Raw genomic sequence first — 18,918 nt, forward strand, 5'->3', positions numbered from 1 at the left:
AAAAATGACCGTAACCTGGCGGTTCGGTCAGGTTCCCGGTCAGCGGGCGCTGCTGGACTCTGTTAGGGGCAGCGGGCGGCTGGCACCCGAGGCCAGCAAGCCCAGAACCAGAGCGCCCAGCACCACGAACAGGGCGCGCAGGATGCCGGCGTGCTCGGCCAGCAGGCCGATCAACGGCGGCCCGGCCAGGAACGCCGTGTAGCCGATCGAGCTCACCACGGAGACACGCGCGGCCGCGCGGGCCGGGTCGTCCGCAGCCGCGCTCATCCCGACGGGGAAGCCGAGCGAGGCGCCGATCCCCCAGAGCAGGGCCCCGCAGAGGGCGACGGGCGTGGAGCCGCCGAGCGCCACGAGAAGAAGGCCGGCGAGTGCGATCGCGGCGGTCGCGCGAAGCACGGCGACTCGCCCGAACCGTTCGAGCGCGGATCCGCCGACCAGCCGCCCGATCGTCATCGCGCTGACGAAGAACCCGAAGGCTACGGCCCCGACCGCTTCGCCGGAGCCGTAGCCGTCGACGAACGCGATGGCGATCCAGTCGTTGGCCGAGCCCTCCGTGAAGGCGAACCCGAGCACCAGCAGCCCGACGAGGAGCGTGCGCGGCTCACGCCACGCGGCGAGGACCCCCGCACCCGCGGCCTTCTCCTCCGCGGTGGCCACCTGGCCGGGCAGGAACCGCCGGGTGGCGACGGTGACCACCGCCGGCAGCAGCGCGACGATGACCATGATCTGCACCGCGACGGGCACGCCAAGCGCGGCCGATGCGGCTCCCAGGCCGGCACCGGTGACGGTGCCGAGGCTGAACGCTGCGTGCAGCCGGGGCATGAGCGAGCGACCGAGCCTGCGCTCGACGTCGGCACCCTCGACGTTCATCGCGACGTCCCAAACCCCCGTGCCCAACCCGGCGAACACGAGCCCGATCGCCGCCGGAGCGACCGACCCGGTGAACAGCCCGACGACCAGCAGGGCCAGTCCGAGACATTCCGACAGGGCTCCCGCGAGCACCGCGCGACCCGGACCGAGCCGGTGGACGATCGGTCCCGAAAGCGGCAACCCCGCGACGGCACCGGCGGACAGGCACAGCAGGAGCAGGCCCAACTGCCCCGCCGTCAGCCCCAGCACGTCCCGGATCGCGGGCGTGCGGGAGATGAACGACGCGAACGCGAGCCCGTTCGCGGCGAACGCGACGACGACGGCGGTACGGGCACGAAGGACCTCGGCGGCGGCGGGCGGGGCCCCGGTCGTCGTCACATGCACTCCTTGTCGAATCGATTCGATCGACGACACCGTACGCGGGTCACCCGGGCGGGTTCAACCTGTAATCGAGTGGCCCCGTTACCGTTCGAGGGTGTCCACCCGCCCGACGCTCGCATCCGTCGCGGCGCGCGCCGGCGTCTCGCCCTCCACCGCGTCGCTGGCGTTCTCCGGCAGCCCACGGGTGACGTCCGGCACCCGGGAGCGGGTGCTGAGCGCCGCGGCCGAACTCGGCTACGCCGGGCCCGACCCGCTGGCCGCCTCGCTGCGCCGCGGCCGCAGCGGGGTCATCGGCGCGTTCGTCGGCGAGCGACTGCTGTACGCCTTCCGCGACCCCGTGGCCGTCCAACTGCTGGACGGGATCACCGGTGTGCTCGGCTCGCACGGCGTCGGGCTGCTACTGCTCGCAGGCGACGCAGGGCGCCCCTCCATCGAGCAGATCGGCCGCATCCCGCTCGACGCCGCGATCTTCGCCACCTGTGGGCTCGAGGACGATCCCGCGCTCGATCGGCTGCGGGCCCGGGGCGTGCCACTCGTCGTCGTCGAGGGCCCGGAGATGGAGGGCGTCGTTCTCATCGACATCGACGACCGCCGCGGCACCCGTGACCTCGCCCGGCACCTGCACGAGATCGGCCACCGCCGGGTCGAGATACTTTCGATGCCCCTTCGCCTCGACGGCCGTTGCGGCCCCGTCGACGCCGCCCGCCGGGCCCGGGCCCACTATCGCGACGTGCGGCACCGGCTGGAGGGCGTGGAGGACGTCTTCGGACCGGTGCCCGCGTTCGAGACGGCCAGCAACGCCGTCGACGAGGGGGCCGCGGCGGGGCGCGTGCTGCTGGACGTTCCGGCGCACCGGCGCCCCACCGCCGTGATCGCGCAGAGCGACGTGCTCGCCGCCGGCGTGCTGCAGGCCGCGAAGGAGCTGGGTCTGCGGGTGCCGGAGGACGTCAGCGTCGTGGGGTTCGATGGTGCCGACCTGCCCTGGCTGGGTGTCACCCGCCTCACCACGGTGGTGCAGCCGACCGACGAGAAGGGCCGCGCCGCCGCCGAGGCCGCGATGGAGCTCGTCGAGGGGCGACGGCCGCCGGACCTGACGCTGCCGGTGTCGCTGCGAATCGGCACGACGAGCGGCCCGCCCCCGACCTGACACCCGCTGGCGCCGTGCGCCGGAACGTCCGACGTATACCGAATACGGTGCTCGCGCACACGTCATCCGGCGCGAGACATATCCTCGCGGACCATGAGCGCCTCCGCCGATGCTTCGTCGCCCGCGCCGCGCGGGCGTCGCGACGAGCGCACGGCGGCCAGCCGCGCCCAGATCCTCGACGCGGCGGTCGCCTGCCTCGTCGAATCCGGATATGCCGGTGCGACCACCCTGCAGATCCAGGCCCGGGCCGGAGTGTCCCGCGGCCGGCTGCTGCACCACTTCCCGTCACGCGAGCAGTTGCTCGTCGCGGCGTCCCAGCACCTGTCCACTCAGCGGCTGCGGCGCAACGGCGAACGGATCAAGAGCCTCGCGGGCGGACTGACCGGCGCCGAACGGCTGGACCGCGCCATCGAACTGATGTGGGAGGCCTTCTCCGAACCGCATTTCTGGGCGGCCGTGGAGCTGTGGACGGCGGCGCGCACCAACAAGGAGTTGCGCGCCGCGCTCCTCGTCCACGAGCGGGAGATCGGCGCGGCCATCAAGGGCGGGCTCGACCGGTTCTACGGACCGGAGCTCGTCGCCCACCCGCGCTATCCGGAGGTTCGCGACCTGCTGTTCACGAGCATGCGCGGGGTCGGGCTCGCCTACGCACTGGAACACCGCGACCCGAGCACCGACCCCCATCTCCCCCTCTGGAAACAGACGGCCCGAACCCTCCTGACCTGACGGCTCGCCGCGTCAGCGGGAGGGGAGGATGCGGCCGCGGACCTCGCCCAGGCCGATGCGGGTGCCTGCCGTGCCGGGCGCGGTGCCGGTGATCGCGACCTCGTCCCCGTCCTCGAGGAACGTGCGAGTGCTCTCGTCGGCCAGCGTGATCGGCTCGGACCCTCCCCAGCTCAGCTCCAGCAGCGAGCCCCGCTGCTCCTTCTCCGGCCCGGACACGGTGCCGCTCGCGAAGACGTCCCCCGGACGCAGCGAGGCCCCGTTGACAGTCAGGTGCGCGAGCTGTTGCGCGGCAGTCCAGTACATGGTGGCGAACGGCGGGCGGGAGACCACATGGCCGTTGAGCGCCACCTCCAGCTCCAGATCCAGCCCCCGCTCGTCGACGTCGCGCAGGTAGGGCAGCAACGGTGGGTCACGCGGCGGCGGCGCGACACGGGCGGCCTCCAGTGCGTCCAGCGGCACCACCCACGGCGAGACGGACGTGGCGAACGACTTGCCGAGGAACGGCCCGAGCGGCGTGGACTCCCACGACTGGATGTCACGCGCTGACCAGTCGTTGAGCAGGAACATCCCGAACACGTGCTCGGCGAAGTCGCCCACCGCGACCGACTCGCCGACCCGCGTGCCGGTGCCCACGACGAACCCGACCTCGGCCTCGATGTCGAGCCGCGTCGAGGGCCCGAACTCCGGTCCGTCGTCGCCCCGGCGCTGCCCCTTCGGCCTGACGATGTCGGTGCCGGACACCACGATCGTCCCGGTGCGCCCGTGGTAGCCGATGGGGAGGTGCTTCCAGTTCGGCGAGAGCGGTTCGGAGCCGGGCCGGAAGATCCGTCCGACGTTCCTGGCGTGGTGCTCGCTGGAGTAGAAGTCGACGTAGTCCCCGACGTCGACGGGCAGGTGCAGCTGCACGTCGTCGGCCGCCAGCAGATGGGGCCGTACCGCGTCCGCGGGTCCGTGGACCCACTCCACGAGACGCTCGCGCAGCTCCGTCCACGTGCGACGCCCAGCGGCCAGCAGCGGGTTGAGCGTGGGGGCCGCGAGCAGCGACACCAGCTCGGTGGCCCCGCCCGACTCCGCCAAGGGGACGACGTCGAGCACGTGGTCACCGATCGCGACGCCGACGCGCCTGCGGGGGTCTCTGGGCACGGAGAACACGCCGTAGGGGAGGTTCGCCGCGCCGAAGAGCGTGCTCCCGGGTAGTTCGATCACGCGCCTGGTCCCCGTCCCGACCACGTCCAGGGATAGCCCGGGTCCTCGGACGCCCATCCGCCCTCACCGAGCTCGAACGGCCGGAACGTGTCGACCATGACGGCGAGCTCGTCGACCTCCTGCACTCCGATGCTGCGCTCGTACGCCCCGGGCTGCGGGCCGTGGCTGTGGCCGCCGGGGTGCAGCGAGATCGAGCCCTGCCCGATGCCCGAACCCTTGCGGGCCTCGTAGCTCCCGCCGCAGTAGAACATGACCTCGTCGGAGTCCACATTGGAGTGGTAGTACGGCACGGGTATCGACAACGGGTGGTAGTCCACCTTTCGCGGCACGAAGTTGCAGATCACGAACCCGTCGCCCTCGAACACCTGGTGTACGGGCGGCGGCTGGTGCACCCGGCCCGTGATCGGCTCGAAGTCGGAGACGTTGAACGTGTACGGGTACAGGCACCCGTCCCAGCCGACCACGTCGAAGGGGTGGGTCGGGTAGACGTACCGCGTGCCCGTGATCCCCCGGCTGCCCCGGTGCTTCACCAGCACCTCGACGTCCGTGCCCTCGACGATCAGCGGCTCGCCCGGGCCGTGCAGGTCGCGCTCGCAGTACGGCGCGGTCTCCAGCAGCTGACCGAAGCGCGTCAGGTAACGCTTGGGCGGGGCGATGTGCGAGTTCGCCTCGATGACGTAGAGGCGCAGCGGCCCGGAGCCGACGGGCACCCAGCGGTGCGTGGTGGACCGCGGAAGGATCACGTAGTCGCCCTGCCGCACGTCCAGGACCCCGAACACCGTCTCGATGGTGGCCGCCCCGGACTCGACGTACACGCACTCGTCGCCGAGCGCGTTGCGGTACAGCGGCGACGACTCCCCCGCGACGACGTACGAGATCCGCACGTCGGCGTTGCCGAGCACGAGACGCCGCCCGATCACGGCGTCCACCGCCTTCCAGTCCTCGCCCGGAAACAGGTCGTGCAGCTTCAGGTGCCGTGGAACCAGCGGGTGGTTCGGCGTGGTGTCGACGCCCAGGAGCTCCCACGGGCTCGCGTCGACGATCGCCGAGGGAATGCTGCGGTGGTAGAGCAACGAGGAGTCCGACGAGAAGCCCTCCTCCCCCATCAGCTCCTCGTAGTAGAGCCCGCCGTCGGGCGTCCGGAACTGCGTGTGCCGCTTGGGCGGCACCTCACCGGACCGTCGGTAGTACGCCATGTTCGTTCTCCTCCCGGTCCATGACAATCGCCAGCGCGCGGTGCAGTGCATCCACGATGGTGGCCGACGACGGTCGCTCCAGCACAGCGGCGACGTGCGCGTCGGGCCGCACCACCCAGACCTCTCCGGGCCGCGCGTCCAGTGCCCCGGTCAGTACACCCGTCGGGTCCCCGGCTGCGAGTTCCAGCACACGCACCGGCGCCGACACACTCTGTGCGGCCTCACGCGCCGCCGCCACGTCGGCGCCGGGCATCGTGAGCAGCAGGAACCCGTTGCGGGCGAGCGTCCGGAAGCGGTGCGAGCCGTCCCATACGCCGTCGGGGACCAGGATTCCAGGGCCCGGAGCCGGTGCGGTCCCGCGCGCCGGACGCCCGGCGAACGGACGGGCGGAACTGGGCGTCGTCAGCGGTGAGTCGGCGTACCAGAACGCCTCCGCGAGCCGTCCCGAGTCGACGAGCGCGTGAGCGGTCGGATCCGCAGCGGAGCGGGAGAGCACGTCGCGGCGGTGCTCTGCCTGCTCGGGGGTGCGCGGCACGAGGAAGTCCATCGTCGCGGTGGTGACGGCGAGGTTCTCCCGTGCGGCGGCGTGGCGCTCCTGGTGGTAGCTCTCCAGCAGTTCCTCCGGCGCCCAGCCCCGCAGGACGAACGCGATCTTCCAGGCCGCGTTCTCGGCGTCGGGCACCCCCGAGTTGAGGCCCCGGGCCCCGAACGGGGACACCAGGTGCGCGGCGTCGCCGGCGAGCAGAACGCGCCCGACGCGCATCCGATCGACGCAGCGGGAGTGGAAGCGGTACACCGACTGCCACACCACCTCGTAGGGACGGTCCCCGATCACCGCGCGGATCCGCCGATCCAGGGCGCCCGAGCTCACCTCGGCGTCGAGGTCGAACTCCGCGGGCACCTGCCAGTCGATGCGGAACGTCGAGTCCGGGCAGGGATGCACGAGCACCTGACGGCCGGGATTCCACTCCGGGTCGAAGTGGAAGTGCCGCTCGCTCGCCCGCTCGGGCAGGTCGGTGCGGATGTCGCAGATGAGGAAGCGGTCGTCGAAGGAATGCCCGTCGAATGTGACGCCGAGCAGATCGCGCAGCTCGTCGCAGCGCGCCCCGGCCGCCAGCACGACGAACGATGCGTCCACGCGCGTGCCGTCGTCGCAGGTCAGCTCGGCCCCGCCGGCATCCTGCCGGAGCGCGACGACCCGCTGCCCCCACCGCACCTCGATCAGCGGCTGCGCGGCGACGCACTCGTCGAGGATCTCCTCGGTGCGCGACTGCGAGATGTTCACGAATGGCGGGAACGGCGAGCGGCCCGCGTCGACGAAGGTGTGGCTGAACAACTCCGCGCCGCGGTGGAACGTCCGCGCGGTGGTCCACGTGACGCCCTCGGCCGCGATCCGCGCCCCGGCGCCGACGGCGTCCCAGATGTCGAGGACGTCGCGCTGCTGGCAGATCGACTTCGAGCCGACGTGGTCGCGGGCGGGCCGCTGGTCCAGCACCACCGTGCGCACGCCCCAGCGAGCGAGCAGCAACGCGGCGGTCTGACCGACCGGCCCGTTCCCGACGACCACCACATCGCCGCCCGCCCGCCCGTTCATGACTGGAGCTGGTCCCAGACCTCTCGGTCCCGCTCGGCCGTCCAGATGATCGGGCGTTCCACGCCGGACAGCTCGTCCCACAGACGGGAGACGTCGAACGGGAGGCAGTGCTCGAAGATCGGCCAGTGCCCGTACTGGTCGACGAGCGCGTTGTGGCTGCGCTCGAACGCGTCCTTGAGGGTGCCGCCGCGCCGCTGCACGCCGGTGACCTCGCGGATCAGCACCTGCAGGAAGTACCGCGTCTGGTCGATGGCCGATCCGACTGCGGACGTCCCGCGGCTCACGCCCCCGCGCCCGCCGACCAGCATCTCCGCCCCGAGGGCCGCGACCCGGTCGAGCGTGGTGGTCGACCACTCGCGGTGGAACGCGTCGCCGGTGTAGAGGGCCGCCTCGGCCTCCACGAGGTCGCCGGCGAACAGGATCCGGTGCCGCGGCAGCCAGGCCACGATGTCGCCCTCGGTGTGCCCACGACCGCAGTACTGCAGCACCAGGTCGCCCCGCTCGCCGCCGAGGTCGATCGTCATCCGGTCGGAGAACGTGAGGGTGGGCCAGGTCAGCCCGGGCACGGAGTCGGCGCCGTCGGCGAGGCGCGGCATCCGCGCGAACTCGCTCTCCCAGTCCTCCTTGCCCCGCTCCGCGACCAGCGCCCTGGTCTTCTCGTGAGCCACGATGATCTCGGCGTCGAACGCGGAGGCGCCGAGCACGCGCACGGCGTGATAGTGGCTCAGCACGAGGTAGCGCACTGGCTTGTCGGTGTGCTCGCGTAGCCGGGCCAACCATTTCCGCGCCGCGACGGGGGTGGCGAGTGCCTCGAAGCAGACGAGGAAGTCCTCCCCCTCGATGGCGCCGATATTGGGGTCGCCCTGAGCGGTCAGCGCGTATACGCCGTCGGCGAGCACCTCGAGGGTCTGCTCCTTCGCCGACAGGTCCGCGGACGATGCGAATGGTTTCGTCGCCATTGACGCCTCCCTTTCGATCAAAGCTTTGATCAATTGGGACGGTACCCGGGTCGGGTCCCCACCGGAACCCTCCACCCGGCCATGATGGGCACGTCAGCCATAAGAAGGAGATGCGCATGTCCGCACAGAACGGAATCGATCCCGCCATCGCACCGAGCGGCACGGGCTGCGCCGAGTGCGACGAGGTCGGGGGCTGGTGGGTACACCTGCGGCGATGCGCACAGTGCGGCCACGTCGGGTGTTGCGACACCTCGCCCGCCCAGCACGCCACCGCACACTTCCGCGCCACCGGGCACCCGTACGTCCGCACCTTCGAGCCCGGCGAGTCCTGGTACTGGGACTACCGGAGCAAGGAGATGCTCGACGGTCCCGAGCTCGCCCACCCGGAGCACCGCCCGCTCGACCAGAGCGTGCCCGGCCCGGCCGAACGCGTGCCCGCGGACTGGCGCGAGCACATCCACTGAGTCACCGGCAGAACCGGGTGCCGCCCCCGTCTCAGTGCCCGGGGGCACCCGATTCCGGTTGCGCACGGGGCCCTCAGGCGACCATGGCGGCCAGATCCGCCACCATCCGGTCGATGCCGGGGAGCCCGAGGATCTTGCGCTGAAAGCCATGGGCGCTCAGCCGGAACGCGGGATCCTCCAGAACCTTCCGGCAGGCCGCCGCCACCGTCGTCGCATCGGAGTTCTTGTCGACGGATACACCGAGGCCGAGGTCAGCCAGCCGCTGCGCATTGAGCGGCTGCTCCGCGAACAGCGGCATCGCCACTATCGGAACCCCGGCGGCCAACGCCTCGCGAACACCGTTGGCGCCGACGTGGCTCAGGAAGAGATCGCAGGCGGGCAGGAGCAGCGACTGCTGCACGAACGACGTCAAATGCACATTGGGGGGCCGCGACCCGGTCCACGCGGACGGATCCACGCCCGATCCCAGAGCGACCACCGCCGTGCAGGGCAGAGTGGCGAGGGCGTCGACGATGCGGGGCAGCGGCGACGCCTCGGGGGTCAGCGTCGCGGAGCTGACGGAACCCAGGGCGGCCAGCACGAACGGGCGGTCCGACGGGAGGCTCACGATCGCCGGATCGAGCGCCTCGTCCGTTTGCGGGGCGGGCGCGCGATAGCAGCGGGGGGCGCCGTGCGACGTGTCCGGATACCACGACCCGGGCATCCAGCTGAACCAGGGCTCGCGGGTCAGTGCGGATACGTCGTCGAGCGCAGGAAGGCCGACCGCAGCCCGCGCCTCGTTCAGCGCGGGGAGCAGGCCCGGATCGGCTACCGGCCCCAGCGGCCCGATGTCCAGGGTTGCGCAGGGCAGTCCGAGCGTCTCGGCGAGCAGATGACCGCCGAACTCCCCGCACTCCCGCACCACGAGATCCGGCCCGAATGCCGGCGCCACCTCCAGCATGTCGCTCGCCGCGCGCACAGCGGTGGCGCCGGCGAACATCCGGCCGACCGCCTCGCCAGGCCCCTGCGCGGCGGCCTCGCGCGTCGGCGTGCCATCGGGCTGCAACGAGATGCGACGCAGGTCCTCCATCGTGCGCATCCGCGGCAGCGCCAGGTGCGGCAGCCCGGCCCGCTCGAGGTGCGGTGCCATCGCGGCACCGGTGGCGACCGCCACCTCGTGCCCCGCCGCCCGAAGCGCCTGTGCCACCGGAACCATCATCGGCACCAGATGGGAGTAGACCGGAAGACTCGTCAGCAGAACCCGCATTCTTCCCCCCGCCGGGATTGCGGCGGCAACCATAACGCGACGAAGCGCAGAGAAAACAGTCCTCCACATTTTCCGAACAGCGACGCAAAGGGCCGTTATCGGTCGTCGGTGCGAAATCCGGAAGAGATACCGGATATCGCGGCGACGACATCAGCCGCGGGTCCGTGGCGAGGTGAACCCGACGTCGAGGCAGGATCAAGGACGTGGAACCTCTCCGGATCGGCGTCCTGGGCGCCGCACGCATCGCCGCCGCCGCGATCGTCGAACCCGCCCGTCTCACCGGCGCCCGGCTGGTGGCGGTCGCCGCGCGCGACCAGGCCAGGGCGAAGGCCTTCGCGACCGAGCACGACGTCGAGCGGGTGCTCGACTCGTATGCCGACGTGGTCGCCGACCCCGAGGTGGAGGCGATCTACAACCCGCTGGCCAACGGGCTGCACGGGCCGTGGAACCTCGCGGCGATCGCGGCGGGCAAGCACGTGCTCACCGAGAAGCCCTCGGCCAGTGACGCCGCGGAGGCCCGCGAGGTCCGCGACGCCGCCGCCCGCGCGGGAGTGGTCGTCATGGAGGGCTTCCACTACCTGTACCACCCGGTGGCACGGCGACTGCTCGACGTGCTCGCGTCCGGGGAGATCGGCGACCTGCGCCGTGTCGAGATCGACATGATGATCCCGCCGCCCCCTGCGGGGGACCTGCGGTGGTCGTTCCCGCTGGCAGGCGGCGCGACGATGGACGTCGGCTGCTACGGGCTGCACATGCACCGGGCCTTGGCGCCGTTGGCGGGCGGCGAACCCCGGGTGGTGGCCGCCCGGGCGGGCGAGCGCGCCGGCAACACCGGCGTGGACGAGTGGCTCGATGCGGATCTCGACTTCCCCGGCGGAGCCACGGGCACCGTCCGTTGCTCGATGACGGCGGCGGACCTCCGCATGACCGCCCGGATCATCGGCAGCCGCGGCGAGGTGAGCGCCGCCAACTTCGTGCTGCCCCACCGCGACGACCGCGTGACCGTGACGGCCGGCGGCGCCGAACGCGTCGAGGAGCTGGGCCGCCGCCCGTCCTACGCCTACCAGTTGGAGGCCTTCGCCGGTCACCTGCGCGGGGGCGAGCCGGTGTCCACCGACGCCGACGACGCCGTGGCCACGGCCGAGCTCATCGACGCCTGCTACGGCGCGGCAGGGCTCCCGCCGCGGCCCCGCACTCACCTCTGAGAGCGGCGAGCCGACCCTCCTGACACGTGTGACGCGCCACAGGGGGAGGATTGACCAGGTGTTCTCCGCCGCCGACGTCGACGCCGCGGCCACCAGGCTCACCGGCGTCGCCCGTCAGACCCCGCTGCTGCACAACGAACGCCTGACCACCGCCATTGGCGCCCAGGTGTGGTTGAAGCGTGAAGACCTCCAGGTCGGACGCTCGTACAAGCTGCGCGGTGCGTACAACCTCCTGGCCCAGCTCGATGCCGATGAGCGCGCTGCCGGCGCCGTCTGTGCCAGCGCGGGCAACCACGGCCAGGGCGTGGCGTATGCCTGCCGGCAGCTCGGGATCCACGGTCGGGTGCACGTCCCGAGCACCACGCCGCGGCAGAAGCGCGAGCGGATCGCGGCGCTCGGCGGCGACGCCGTCGAGCTCGTCGTCGGCGGCGACACGTACGACGAGGCGGCCGCGGCGGCCTCCGACTACGCCGTCCGCACCGGCGCCACCGTCGTGCCCGCATTCGACGACCCGCGCACCATCGCCGGTCAGGGCACGGTCGGCATCGAGATCGTCGCTCAGCTCGGGCGCGCACCCGACGTCGTCGTGGTGCCGGTCGGCGGCGGCGGGCTGCTCGCCGGAGTGGGCGGCTGGTTCGCCGCGCACCACCCGGAGGTCCGGATCGTCGGTGTGGAGCCGGCAGGCGCCGCGAGCATGGCCGCCGCACTGGCTGCCGGCGCCCCCACCGTGCTGCCCGAGTTGGACTCGTTCGTCGACGGCGCCGCGGTGCGCCGGGTCGGCGACGTGAGCTTCCCGCTGGTGCGCGACTGCGGAGCCGAGCTGAGGAGCGTCCCCGAAGGACGCGTCTGCACCGAGATGCTCGACCTCTACCAGGTCGACGGCATCATCGCCGAACCCGCGGGCGCGCTGGCCACGGCCGCCCTCGACGGGCTCGACGTCCGCCACGACGACACAGTCGTGTGTCTGCTGTCGGGCGGGAACAACGACGTGAGCCGCTACGCCGAGGTGGTGGAACGCTCGCTGGTGCACCGCGGGCTCAAGCACTACTTCCTCGTCGAGTTCCCGCAGGAGCCGGGCGCGCTGCGCCGCTTCCTCGACGAGGTACTCGGTCCCGACGACGACATCGTGCTGTTCGAGTACGTCAAGCGCGACAATCGCGAGACCGGCGCAGCGCTCTGCGGGATCGAGCTGTCCGACCGCGACGGGTACGAGCCGCTGTGGAAGCGGATGGAGGCGAGCCCGCTGAAGATTCAGCTGGTGGCGCCGGGCACCACGGCCTACAGGTTCCTCGTCTGACCCCTGGCCGGCGACTCCCCCAGCCGAGGGACTGTCTCATCTTGCGACCCCCGACAACCGTGACGGGCGGGGTCAATTGCGGTACGAACTGTATCGGGCCGGCTCGACGGCCGCGGAACCGAGGGGGGCTCCGCGGCCGCGGGCTCGCCACTGCGCCTCCTGGTCCGAGTACCCCCTGGGGGTGTAGCCTCGGCGGCATGGCCAGCTACAGCAGCGACAAGGACGCCTACCTCAAGCGGCTCCGCCGCATCGAGGGGCAGATCCGCGGCCTGCAGAGGATGGTCGAGGAGGACAAGTACTGCATCGACGTCCTCACCCAGGTCGCCGCCGCCACGAAGGCCCTTCAGGCGTTCTCGCTCGAGCTGCTCGACGAGCACCTCGCCACCTGCGTCGTCCAGGCCGCGGCCACGGGCGGCGAGGAGGCCGACCAGAAGGTGCGTGAGGCGTCCGACGCGATCGCCCGGCTCGTCCGCTCCTGAGCCCCCTGACGAGCGGCACGGTCGCTCGGTAGGCCAGGGCGGATGTGCCGCTCGTCAGGGGACGCCGAGCCCGTGCAGCAGGAGTTCGGCGAGGCGCGCGTAAGCCTCCGCGTCGTCCAGTCCGGTCGCTGCGGCCACCTGCCGCTGCTGGATACGCACCATCACCGACGTCACGACGTCCGCCACGAACCCGGTGTGCACGTCACGGAAGACCCCCGCCTCCACCCCCTCGTCGACCAGTTGTTGCACGCGCCGGGCGGCGGCTCGGGTGTTGCGCGCGTACACCTCCGCGGCGGGTGGGAAAGCGGCGACGTCCTCGACGAAGCGGGGCGACGCCGGCGCCAGTTCCGTGGCGACGGCGCCGAGGTAGGTGCCCACACGACGGCGCGGGTCGCTCTGCGCGGCCAGGGCGGCCTCGACGCGCTCGGTGGCACCCCGGAAGAAGTGCACGACCGCCGCACGCACCAACTGCTCCTTGCTGCCCGCGAGCGCGTACAGGGTGCGCTTCGAGCAGTGCAGCCGCGCGGCGAGGTCGTCGAGGGTGAAGTGCGCGAAGCCCTCGGCCAGCAACAGCTCCTCGAGCGCGTCGAAAAGCTGCTCACGGCGGGCCGCACCACGCCTGACGGGGGTCGACATGGCGGCTATCCTAAACGGTACTGACGTATCTATCTCAGTACCGTTAGGAGTCCCGATGGCCGTCGACCGGCTGCTTCCCACCCAGGAGGCCGAGGACCTGCTCGCACTGACCTGCGAGCTCGCCGACAAGGAGCTCGCCACCCGCGTCGAACAGCACGAGCGTGCCGAGACCTATCCGGACGGCCTCTTCGCGACGCTGGGCCAGGCCGGGCTCCTGGGACTGCCCTATCCCGAGGAGATGGGCGGCGGCGGCCAGCCCTACGAGGTCTATCTCCAGGTCCTCGAGGAGCTCGGCGCGCGGTGGGCAGCGGTCGCCGTCGCGGTGAGCGTGCACGGGCTCTCGTGCTTCCCGCTGGCCACCTTCGGCTCACCCGAGCAGCAGGAAGGCTGGTTGCCGCGGATGCTCGCCGGTGAGCTGATCGGCGGCTACAGCCTGTCGGAGCCGCAGGCGGGTTCCGACGCCGCCGCCCTCACCTGCCGCGCCCAGAAGGTGGAGAACGGCTACCGGATCACCGGCACCAAGGCGTGGATCACCCACGGCGGCAAGGCCGACTTCTACGCGCTCTTCGCCCGCACGTCGGAGGGCCCACGCGGCGTGTCGTGCTTCCTCGCACCCGGCACGGCCGACGGTCTCTCCTTCGGCAGGCCCGAGGAGAAGATGGGCCTGCACGCCATCCCCACCACGACCGCGCACTGGGACGGCGCGGTGCTCGAACCCGAGCGGCTTATCGGGAAGGAGGGCCAGGGCCTGCAGATCGCTTTCGCGGCCCTCGACTCGGGACGGCTCGGCATCGCCGCCGTCGCCACCGGACTCGCCCGCGCCGCCCTCGACACCGCCGTGGCGTACGCCAACGAGCGCACCACGTTCGGCAAGAAGATCATCGACCACCAGGGCCTCGGCTTCGTGCTCGCCGACATGGCAGCCGCCGTCGACTCCGCCCGCGCCACCTACCTCGACGCCGCCCGCCGCCGTGACGCAGGCCGTGACTACAGCCGGCAGGCGAGCGTCGCCAAGCTCGTCGCCACCGACGCCGCCATGAAGGTCGCCACCGACGCGGTGCAGGTCCTGGGCGGCTACGGCTACACCCGCGACTTCCCCGTCGAGCGCTACATGCGCGAGGCGAAGATCATGCAGATCTTCGAGGGCACCAACCAGATCCAGCGCCTGGTGATCGCCCGCTCCCTGGTCAGGGGCTAGATCATTGATCCTGCCGCTCTGACCCTCCCCCGCTGGTTCCATGATCAGGCCACCGTCAGGCCGTCTGGGCTCTCGCCGGTGGTCGGGACGAAGACACCGTCAACGGCGACCCGGCGCGCTGGTAGCTGGACGGCACGAGGTGCGTGTCGGTGCGAAGCGTGAAGCCGGGATCGGCGTGCCCGAGGTAGTCGGCAAGTTCCTTGATCGATACGCCCTGCGAGAGCAGGACGGCGGCGACGGGGGAAGAGTGCGAATCAGCTCCCAGAAGGCGGTCAGCCCTTCGCTTCGCGGACGTCCGTTCCCTGCTCGGCGAACGCCTTGAAGTCCTGCATGTGCTGTTGCAACTGCTTACGGAAGGCACCGCGCATGAAAGGCCCTACCAGTCGCATCGGCAAGCTGCTGAACCGGTATTCGTTCTCTTGCGCCCAGAGGGTCGCCTCCGGACCGGCTTCAGTCAGTCGGTCTCGCACGCCGTTCCACATGCCCTTGGCGACGATTTCGCGGTCGAAGTGAACGACGCTGTCGCTCGGGATCCCGTGCAGGTTCGCCGGTTCCCGGCGCGTGATGGTCTCGGTGCACTCCATCTTCTGCTGCCCCATCTGCATCACGACGCGCGATTCGGTACCGACCTGCCCGTGCATGCCGTTCACCGGCTCATGCAGCACCATGCCGCGCAGCCACTTCGGCAGGTGTGCGGAGTCGGCGAGCAGCTGGGCCACCCTCTCCCGCGGCAGGGCGATCTCGATCGAGACGGTGAGCTTCATGGCGGAGTGCTCCAGGTTCCTCGTGGAAGAGGCACTGTAGCGACATCGCCTACATTAGCCCAGTCTTATATCTGTTCCGTTGCCACCAGCGCGCGCCTCGACGGCTCACTCCGGTCGAGCTGAACCCAAGGCGGTGGAGCGGCGGGCGACCTCGACTCTTGATGCGCAGCTCAGCGTGCATCCGGCTGTCTTCGATCAGGGCGTGAGCCAAGCCACCTCAAGATCATGCAGATCTTCGAAGGCACCAACCAGATCCAGCGCCTGGTGATCGCCCGATCCCTGGCCAGGGCTAGATCGGCCTCTCCGATGCGGCGCCCGGCGGACGGCGTCGAGCCGCTCCGTCGGCCAGATGACGATCCGGGATGCCGACGAGATTCGCCGCTGATGACCCCCGAGTGGTATTGACAATCTCGCAGCAATTCTGCGCGCGGGAAATTTGCGACATGCACTGCCGCACGGTTAGCCTCGAGCCGTGCAGATCCTCGGGTTCTCCGACGAGGAATTGGGAGATATTTCCGACGAGAATTCTTCATGCCGGCGATCTCTCGAACAGGTCCCGACTCCCGTCAGCAGGTGGCGTTGCAAAGCTCGACAAGGATCCGACGGTCTCGCTTGGCCATGCAGACCGAGGCGCGGCATCTCTCCGAAGGTGGACGGGCGCGCGGCAGTTGCCGCGAGACATGACAAACGCTTGCCACCGCTTCCAGACTTCAGGGACAGGCTTATGACAATCTACAACACGCTCGTGGGCTTCTGCGCCGGGTTGGTGCTCCTGATCGTCGCGGACGCTGTTCGCCGGTATCCGCGCGTCGTCTTCCCTGGACACTCGATTGCACTTCTCGTCACCGGTGCACCGCTCACCGTGTTCAGCGTCGCAGGTGTCCTGACGTGGCCACTCACGATCAAGCCGCCGATCAACATCGCATTCTTCGAGCCGTCGGTGATGCTCGGGTTTCTGGCCCTTGTCGGCGCGGCTTCGTTGCTACGTCGAGGCGACACCGCCTTCGATCTCGCAACGATCGAACGCTTCCGGCCGGTAATGTGGATCGTCTTCGCGATCGGCCTGATGCTGATTTCGATCGCCTCAGCGATATTCTCCTACGATCTCGTCGGCGATGCTCCGGCGGGTGAGCCGCTCACGAGCAGATTTCCCGGCTGGGAGAATCCCGCGTTCGGCGTGGCATACCTCCTGGTGGCCGCCGGCTGTCTCGCCACACCGAGAAGCGAGATGACTGCCGCCCGGTTCGTCATGCGGTGGTCCTGGACGCTATCGGGAGCGTTCTTCCTACTCTTCAGCATTCTGAACTACAGAACACATATCGGGCTGCTGGAGAACTCCAACGGAGCGCATTACCGCTGGTAGTGGCCGGCGATGTGTGAGCCCACAGCACGCTCCAGTGTTGCCGGCTCCGGCGGCGGACCTGGTCACGCTCCATCCTCGGGTGGCACCCAGGTGGTCAGGTCGCGCCAGGTCAGGCGGGGTTGCGGGCGCATCGGCGGCGGCCCACCGGGGGCGGGATGGCCGACGCAGACGACGACCTCGGGCACCCAACCCTGCGGCAGCCCCAGCACCTCGCCCACCGCAGCTCGGCTGAAGGAGCTCACCGGGCCTGCGCCGAGGCCGATCGCGTGTGCGGCGAGCAGGAGCGTCGCCATGGCGGTCCCGACGTCGACGTGCAGACCCGCCGCGCCCGGCGGGAAGCCGTACTCCGCGGCCAGCCGGCGGTCGGTGCAGATCGTGATCGCGGCCGCGGGCCGCTGGATCATGCCCGGCGACACCATGCGCAGCACACGCAGGGTCGCGGGATCGTCCGTGGCCACGAAACGCTGCAGGTGCCGGTTGCCCGCGGTCGGCGCCCAGCGGCCCGCGTCCAGGACCGTCTCGAGGTCCTTGCGGGCGACCGGTTCGCCGCTCATCGCCCGAACCACCCGGCGGCTGCGGATGGCGGCCAGCACGGCGTCCTCCTGCCCGGTCACGGCGCGGCTCCCGGCTGCCCGGCGAAGTGGCCGGTGAGGTGCGCCCCGAGGGCGCGGCACAGCTCGTCGAGCCGGGTGGCGTACTCGTCCCGTCCGTCGCGCGGCACGGCCAGCTCGGGTGCTGCAACCAGCGGCCCCGTGACGAACTGCGCGGTCGACTCCGACGCGCGCGGAGCGATCGCCGCTCCCAGGCGCCGGGCAGCCGTCAGCAGGCGCATCGGGCCGTATTCGGCGGCCTCGTCGACCTGGGTCCGCGCGGCTGTGACGAGGTAGGCCAGCAGTTCGAGTGCTTCGTCCTCGTCCAGTACGAGCGGCACACGGCCTACCACGTTGGAAACGTCCGACATCATGACCTCCTCGTGCGGGCCTCTCTGCAGCGCGGCCCCTCATCTTCCCAGTACCGCGTCTATCCGCCCCCGCGCTCGGCGCCCACGGGGCCGAGATCCTGCGAGTGGCTGCTCGGCAACTGTCCAGCGACGACCGCGAGCTGTGCCGCCACGGCCGACTCTTTGTCCTCATGATCACCGGTTCGGGGTCGGAAACCGGGCCACGCCCTGCAGCAGGGCCCGAAATGATGATCACGTGTTCCCGACCACGTCCCATGCTGAACGGCGACTACCGGCTCGGTATCCCCTGCGGGCGACCGGTCGCCGCCGATTTCCGACAGGTCGGGCGCAGCGGGTTCTGCATGATCATCGGTTGGGGGGCGGGAGCCGGGTCATGCCCTGCCGCGGGCCCCGAAATGATGATCAACACCCCGGCGGGCGAGAAGCCAGATCCAGGGGCAATCGGCCCCACGGCTGGACGGCGCAGCCGACCCGCGCCGCGCTCAACCTCCTGCTGCCGGAGGATGACGGGCCCCTGCCCGGGTGACTTGCCTGGTGTCGATGCGTGAGGGCGCCCGGGTGGGGACCAGTCGGCGGGTGCGGAAGTCCGCGTTCGGACCGCCGGCCGACTGCCGCGCTGATTTCCGCCGGCACCGATGAGTTCGTGACCTGCGCCAGGTCGCCACCGGCATGAGCGATACGGATGCCGGCATGGGCAAGGTCGTCGTGAACAGGGCGATGTCGTTGGACGGCTTCATCGCCGGCCCCGACAACGAGATGGACTGGATCTTCGAGTACCTGAAAGCGGATCTGTTTCCCGAAGTCATGCAGGCCACCGGCGCCATGCTCGTCGGCCGGGGCACCCACGAGGTCGCCAAGCGGATGCCCGCCGAGGACGCCGACTACGACGGGGGACCGGTGTTCGTCCTGACGCACCGGCCGCCGGACGAGCCGGAGCACGGGGTCACATTCCTCACCTGCGATCTCGGGGAGGCCGTCGCCACGGCGCGCGCCGCCGCACGCGGGAAGAACCTGGAGATCCTCGGTGCCGACATGGCCGGTCAGTGCCTGAAGCGAGGGCTCGTCGACGAGGTTCTGGTGTATGTCGTGCCGGTGCTGCTCGGCGACGGCGTGCGTTTCTCGACCTCGGGCCTCGGCAGGATCGACCTGGAACCGTTCAGCAACACGCAGTCGGGTCCCGTTACGATGCTCCGCTTCCGCGTGCGGAAGTAGCTGCGGGAGAGCAG

Annotated in this window: 19 protein-coding genes; 9 read left to right on the forward strand and 10 right to left on the reverse strand. The window is 70.8% G+C overall.

What is annotated here, in order from left to right; genetic code table 11:
* Window positions 1-39: 39 nt before the first annotated feature.
* A complete protein-coding gene (locus ACQPZQ_RS34685) occupies window positions 40-1,248 on the reverse strand; it encodes an MFS transporter (protein ID WP_433287941.1) in 1,209 nt (402 codons plus the stop codon).
* A 97-nt stretch (window positions 1,249-1,345) separates the two neighbouring features.
* Here ACQPZQ_RS34685 and ACQPZQ_RS34690 point away from each other — a divergent pair, with 97 nt between their 5' ends.
* Window positions 1,346-2,398 carry a LacI family DNA-binding transcriptional regulator gene (locus ACQPZQ_RS34690; protein WP_433287943.1) on the forward strand — a complete coding sequence of 351 codons (1,053 nt, stop codon included), beginning with the start codon at window positions 1,346-1,348 and terminating at the stop codon, window positions 2,396-2,398.
* A 93-nt stretch (window positions 2,399-2,491) separates the two neighbouring features.
* A complete protein-coding gene (locus tag ACQPZQ_RS34695; RefSeq protein WP_433287945.1) occupies window positions 2,492-3,124 on the forward strand; it encodes a TetR/AcrR family transcriptional regulator in 633 nt (210 codons plus the stop codon).
* A 12-nt stretch (window positions 3,125-3,136) separates the two neighbouring features.
* Here ACQPZQ_RS34695 and fahA read toward each other — a convergent pair whose 3' ends face one another.
* Genes fahA through ACQPZQ_RS34715 form a run of 4 tightly spaced genes read right to left on the reverse strand, consistent with a single transcriptional unit; the run spans window position 3,137 to window position 8,079 of the window.
* Window positions 3,137-4,387 (reverse strand): fumarylacetoacetase, encoded by a 1,251-nt coding sequence (gene fahA / locus ACQPZQ_RS34700; RefSeq protein WP_433287947.1) that lies wholly within the window; start codon window positions 4,385-4,387, stop codon window positions 3,137-3,139.
* The gene (locus ACQPZQ_RS34705) at window positions 4,327-5,526 is read right to left on the reverse strand and encodes a homogentisate 1,2-dioxygenase (protein WP_433287949.1); all 1,200 of its coding nucleotides are present in this window, start codon (window positions 5,524-5,526) and stop codon (window positions 4,327-4,329) included. The genes fahA and ACQPZQ_RS34705 overlap by 61 nt, the downstream gene beginning before the upstream one ends.
* The gene (locus tag ACQPZQ_RS34710; RefSeq protein WP_433287951.1) at window positions 5,501-7,120 is read right to left on the reverse strand and encodes an FAD-dependent monooxygenase; all 1,620 of its coding nucleotides are present in this window, start codon (window positions 7,118-7,120) and stop codon (window positions 5,501-5,503) included. Before ACQPZQ_RS34710 ends, ACQPZQ_RS34705 begins: the two co-directional genes overlap by 26 nt.
* Window positions 7,117-8,079: an MBL fold metallo-hydrolase gene (locus ACQPZQ_RS34715; protein ID WP_241039907.1), complete on the reverse strand. Its 963-nt coding sequence runs from the start codon at window positions 8,077-8,079 to the stop codon at window positions 7,117-7,119. The genes ACQPZQ_RS34710 and ACQPZQ_RS34715 overlap by 4 nt, the downstream gene beginning before the upstream one ends.
* Before the next feature lie 116 nt (window positions 8,080-8,195).
* Between ACQPZQ_RS34715 and ACQPZQ_RS34720 the strand changes: the two genes are divergently transcribed.
* On the forward strand, window positions 8,196-8,543 hold the full coding sequence (locus ACQPZQ_RS34720; RefSeq protein WP_433287954.1) for a UBP-type zinc finger domain-containing protein: 348 nt from the start codon (window positions 8,196-8,198) through the stop codon (window positions 8,541-8,543).
* A 73-nt stretch (window positions 8,544-8,616) separates the two neighbouring features.
* Here ACQPZQ_RS34720 and ACQPZQ_RS34725 read toward each other — a convergent pair whose 3' ends face one another.
* Window positions 8,617-9,789, reverse strand: coding sequence for a glycosyltransferase (locus ACQPZQ_RS34725; RefSeq protein WP_433287956.1), 1,173 nt, complete (start codon window positions 9,787-9,789; stop codon window positions 8,617-8,619).
* A gap of 203 nt (window positions 9,790-9,992) precedes the next feature.
* Here ACQPZQ_RS34725 and ACQPZQ_RS34730 point away from each other — a divergent pair, with 203 nt between their 5' ends.
* The 3 genes from ACQPZQ_RS34730 to ACQPZQ_RS34740 all read left to right on the forward strand — a co-directional run bounded on the left by ACQPZQ_RS34730 (window position 9,993) and on the right by ACQPZQ_RS34740 (window position 12,770).
* Complete coding sequence (locus ACQPZQ_RS34730) at window positions 9,993-10,994, forward strand: Gfo/Idh/MocA family protein (RefSeq protein ID WP_433287958.1); 1,002 nt, start codon at window positions 9,993-9,995, stop codon at window positions 10,992-10,994.
* 49 nt (window positions 10,995-11,043) lie between these two features.
* Entirely contained in the window at window positions 11,044-12,291 is a 1,248-nt protein-coding gene (gene ilvA, locus ACQPZQ_RS34735; protein ID WP_433299497.1) for a threonine ammonia-lyase IlvA, read from the forward strand.
* Between the two features lie 197 nt (window positions 12,292-12,488).
* Window positions 12,489-12,770: a metal-sensitive transcriptional regulator gene (locus tag ACQPZQ_RS34740; RefSeq protein ID WP_241039903.1), complete on the forward strand. Its 282-nt coding sequence runs from the start codon at window positions 12,489-12,491 to the stop codon at window positions 12,768-12,770.
* 54 nt (window positions 12,771-12,824) lie between these two features.
* Here the strand turns inward: ACQPZQ_RS34740 and ACQPZQ_RS34745 are convergent, their stop codons facing one another.
* Entirely contained in the window at window positions 12,825-13,406 is a 582-nt protein-coding gene (locus tag ACQPZQ_RS34745; protein WP_433287961.1) for a TetR/AcrR family transcriptional regulator, read from the reverse strand.
* Window positions 13,407-13,461: 55 nt separating this feature from the next.
* On the opposite strand from ACQPZQ_RS34745, the gene ACQPZQ_RS34750 reads away from it, so the two are divergent.
* Entirely contained in the window at window positions 13,462-14,604 is a 1,143-nt protein-coding gene (locus ACQPZQ_RS34750; protein WP_433287963.1) for an acyl-CoA dehydrogenase family protein, read from the forward strand.
* 272 nt (window positions 14,605-14,876) lie between these two features.
* Here ACQPZQ_RS34750 and ACQPZQ_RS34755 read toward each other — a convergent pair whose 3' ends face one another.
* Complete coding sequence (locus ACQPZQ_RS34755; protein ID WP_433287965.1) at window positions 14,877-15,368, reverse strand: SRPBCC family protein; 492 nt, start codon at window positions 15,366-15,368, stop codon at window positions 14,877-14,879.
* Between the two features lie 745 nt (window positions 15,369-16,113).
* Between ACQPZQ_RS34755 and ACQPZQ_RS34760 the strand changes: the two genes are divergently transcribed.
* On the forward strand, window positions 16,114-16,731 hold the full coding sequence (locus tag ACQPZQ_RS34760) for a DUF981 family protein (RefSeq protein ID WP_433287967.1): 618 nt from the start codon (window positions 16,114-16,116) through the stop codon (window positions 16,729-16,731).
* 62 nt (window positions 16,732-16,793) lie between these two features.
* On the opposite strand, the gene ACQPZQ_RS34765 is transcribed toward ACQPZQ_RS34760, so the two are convergent.
* Window positions 16,794-17,345: a nitroreductase family protein gene (locus tag ACQPZQ_RS34765; protein ID WP_433287969.1), complete on the reverse strand. Its 552-nt coding sequence runs from the start codon at window positions 17,343-17,345 to the stop codon at window positions 16,794-16,796.
* Window positions 17,342-17,695 (reverse strand): DUF6092 family protein, encoded by a 354-nt coding sequence (locus ACQPZQ_RS34770; RefSeq protein WP_433287971.1) that lies wholly within the window; start codon window positions 17,693-17,695, stop codon window positions 17,342-17,344. The genes ACQPZQ_RS34765 and ACQPZQ_RS34770 overlap by 4 nt, the downstream gene beginning before the upstream one ends.
* A 666-nt stretch (window positions 17,696-18,361) precedes the next feature.
* Between ACQPZQ_RS34770 and ACQPZQ_RS34775 the strand changes: the two genes are divergently transcribed.
* On the forward strand, window positions 18,362-18,904 hold the full coding sequence (locus ACQPZQ_RS34775; RefSeq protein ID WP_433287973.1) for a dihydrofolate reductase family protein: 543 nt from the start codon (window positions 18,362-18,364) through the stop codon (window positions 18,902-18,904).
* Window positions 18,905-18,918 lie beyond the last annotated feature (14 nt).

The organism is Pseudonocardia sp. CA-142604 (assembly GCF_050948475.1).
GTDB lineage: Bacteria > Actinomycetota > Actinomycetes > Mycobacteriales > Pseudonocardiaceae > Pseudonocardia > Pseudonocardia alaniniphila.

What these genes read in the sequence shown, in the direction of transcription:
- ACQPZQ_RS34715 (WP_241039907.1), bottom strand. Translation starts at nt 8,079, where the DNA reads ATGGCGACGAAACCATTCGCATCGTCCGCGGACCTGTCGGCGAAGGAG.
- ACQPZQ_RS34750 (WP_433287963.1), top strand. Translation starts at nt 13,462, where the DNA reads ATGGCCGTCGACCGGCTGCTTCCCACCCAGGAGGCCGAGGACCTGCTC.
- ACQPZQ_RS34740 (WP_241039903.1), top strand. Translation starts at nt 12,489, where the DNA reads ATGGCCAGCTACAGCAGCGACAAGGACGCCTACCTCAAGCGGCTCCGC.
- ACQPZQ_RS34745 (WP_433287961.1), bottom strand. Translation starts at nt 13,406, where the DNA reads ATGTCGACCCCCGTCAGGCGTGGTGCGGCCCGCCGTGAGCAGCTTTTC.
- fahA (WP_433287947.1), bottom strand. Translation starts at nt 4,387, where the DNA reads ATGGGCGTCCGAGGACCCGGGCTATCCCTGGACGTGGTCGGGACGGGG.
- ACQPZQ_RS34775 (WP_433287973.1), top strand. Translation starts at nt 18,362, where the DNA reads ATGAGCGATACGGATGCCGGCATGGGCAAGGTCGTCGTGAACAGGGCG.
- ACQPZQ_RS34695 (WP_433287945.1), top strand. Translation starts at nt 2,492, where the DNA reads ATGAGCGCCTCCGCCGATGCTTCGTCGCCCGCGCCGCGCGGGCGTCGC.
- ACQPZQ_RS34720 (WP_433287954.1), top strand. Translation starts at nt 8,196, where the DNA reads ATGTCCGCACAGAACGGAATCGATCCCGCCATCGCACCGAGCGGCACG.
- ACQPZQ_RS34755 (WP_433287965.1), bottom strand. Translation starts at nt 15,368, where the DNA reads ATGAAGCTCACCGTCTCGATCGAGATCGCCCTGCCGCGGGAGAGGGTG.
- ACQPZQ_RS34725 (WP_433287956.1), bottom strand. Translation starts at nt 9,789, where the DNA reads ATGCGGGTTCTGCTGACGAGTCTTCCGGTCTACTCCCATCTGGTGCCG.
- ACQPZQ_RS34705 (WP_433287949.1), bottom strand. Translation starts at nt 5,526, where the DNA reads ATGGCGTACTACCGACGGTCCGGTGAGGTGCCGCCCAAGCGGCACACG.
- ACQPZQ_RS34770 (WP_433287971.1), bottom strand. Translation starts at nt 17,695, where the DNA reads ATGATGTCGGACGTTTCCAACGTGGTAGGCCGTGTGCCGCTCGTACTG.
- ACQPZQ_RS34710 (WP_433287951.1), bottom strand. Translation starts at nt 7,120, where the DNA reads ATGAACGGGCGGGCGGGCGGCGATGTGGTGGTCGTCGGGAACGGGCCG.